The following is a 2,485-nucleotide window of genomic DNA, read 5'->3' on the forward strand; positions in this document are numbered from 1 at the left end:
TTCCATGCGGAACCACCGGATCACTATGCTCTAGTTTCCTACCTGATCGACTTGTCTGTCTCCCAGTCAAGCACCCTTATGCCATTACACTCTGCGACCGGTTACCAATCGGTCTGAGGGTACCTTTAGAAGCCTCCGTTACTCTTTTGGAGGCGACCACCCCAGTCAAACTACCCACCATACAGTGTCCCCGCTTCTGCGGGTTAGAACTCAAACAACCAAAGGGCCGTATTTCAACGGCGACTCCACAAATACTGGCGTACCTGCTTCACGGTCTCCGGCCTATCCTACACATCGATTGCCCAAATTCAATGTAAAGCTATAGTAAAGGTTCACGGGGTCTTTTCGTCCCATCGCGGGTAATCGGCATCTTCACCGATACTACAATTTCACCGAGCTCACGGTTGAGACAGTGTCCAGATCATTACACCATTCGTGCAGGTCGGAACTTACCCGACAAGGAATTTCGCTACCTTAGGACCGTTATAGTTACGGCCGCCGTTTACTGGGGCTTCAATTCAAGCCTTCTCTTGCGATGAGCTCTCCTCTTAACCTTCCAGCACCGGGCAGGTGTCAGGCTGTATACTTCATATTTCTATTTCGCACAGCCATGTGTTTTTGTTAAACAGTTGCCTGGACCTATTCTCTGCGCCCTACCTCTCAGTAGGGACCCTTTATCCCGAAGTTACAGGGTCAATTTGCCTAGTTCCTTAACCGTGAATCACTCGAGCGCCTCAGTATTTTCAACCCAACTACGTGTGTCCGTTTACGGTACGGGTACTTTATGAATATGCTTAGCGGATTTTCTTGGGAGCCTGATTACGTCCATTTTGCCTTGTGCAAGCACGCGGCATACTATCAAGGTCGACTCTCCCTGCGGATTTGCCTACAGGAATCTACATCTACACTCTTCAACCACCTATTCCGTCAGATGGCAGGACTTTCACTTCTCCGTCTCCACATCGCTCCATAAAGTAGTATGGGAATATTAAACCATTCTTCCATCGGTATCGCCGTTCGGCTTAACCTTAGGTCCCGACTTACCCTGATCCGATTAACGTTGATCAGGAAACCTTAGTCTTTCGGCGAGGAGGTTTCTCACCTCCTTTATCGTTACTTATACCTACATTTGCGTTTCCAAAAGCTCCAGCAAAGGTCATCCTTCACCTTCGACGCCGTTGGAATGCTCCCCTACCATGTATTTCTACATCCATAGCTTCGGTAAACAGTTTATGCCCGAGTATTATCCACGCCGGACTCCTCGACTAGTGAGCTGTTACGCACTCTTTAAATGAATGGCTGCTTCCAAGCCAACATCCTAGCTGTCTCTGCAGTCCGACTTCGTTAGTTCAACTTAACTGTTATTTGGGGACCTTAGCTGATGGTCTGGATTCTTCTCCTCTCGGACGCGGACCTTAGCACCCGCGCCCTCACTCCTTATCAATATATAGCACGCATTCGGAGTTTATCTGGACTTGATAGGCGGTGAAGCCCTCGCATCCAATCAGTCGCTCTACCTCATGCTATACTAAATAAAGGCTGCACCTAAATGCATTTCGGGGAGTACGAGCTATCTCCAAGTTTGATTAGCCTTTCACCCCTACCCTCAGTTCATTGGAACACTTTTCAACGTATACCCATTCGGACCTCCAGTTGGTGTTACCCAACCTTCATCCTGACCAAGGGTAGATCACTTGGTTTCGCGTCTACTCACTCCGACTATCACGCCCTATTAAGACTCGCTTTCGCTTCGGCTCCGGGCCTGAAGCCCTTAACCTTGCCGGAGAAAGTAACTCGTAGGTTCATTATGCAAAAGGCACGCCGTCACAACTTACGTTGCTCCGACCGCTTGTAGGCAGACGGTTTCAGGGACTATTTCACTCCTCTGTTCGAGGTGCTTTTCACCTTTCCTTCACAGTACTGGTTCGCTATCGGTCTCTCGGGAGTATTTAGCCTTACGGGATGGGCCCCGCTGATTCACACAGAATTTCTCGTGCTCCGCGCTACTCAGGATTCCACTAGGCTTCGTTAAAGAGTCGTATACTGGGCTTTCACCGTCTACGGCCGTTTGTTCCAAAACGTTCTACTTCCTTAATCTCTTGCCACAACGTGGTCCTACTACCCCGACAATGCCTAAACATCATCGGTTTGGGCTGTTCCGCGTTCGCTCGCCACTACTTGCGGAATCACTTTTGTTTTCTTCTCCTATGGGTACTTAGATGTTTCAGTTCCCCACGTTCGCCTTCCTTACGGAATGACTGGCCTTCTACCAGCCGGGTTGCCCCATTCGGAAATCTTGGGATCAAAGGTTATTTGCACCTACCCCAAGCTTATCGCAGCTTATCACGTCCTTCATCGCCTCCGAGAGCCAAGGCATCCACCGTCTGCCCTTGCTTACTTTCTTTATCACTGACACTACTTCCTTTTATTGCTAAAATTGAAGCCCGTGTCGGATTGATATATCTTCAGCTTGCTCTATTTTTTT

General features: G+C 48.9%; 1 rRNA gene. It reads right to left on the reverse strand.

Features of this window, described 5'->3' with window-relative positions:
- Positions 1 to 2,404, reverse strand: a 23S ribosomal RNA gene (locus KTG12_RS21085); the annotation flags it as partial.
- Positions 2,405 to 2,485 lie beyond the last annotated feature (81 nt).

It is taken from the genome of Parabacteroides sp. MSK.9.14, assembly GCF_019041495.1.
Lineage (GTDB): Bacteria > Bacteroidota > Bacteroidia > Bacteroidales > Tannerellaceae > Parabacteroides > Parabacteroides merdae.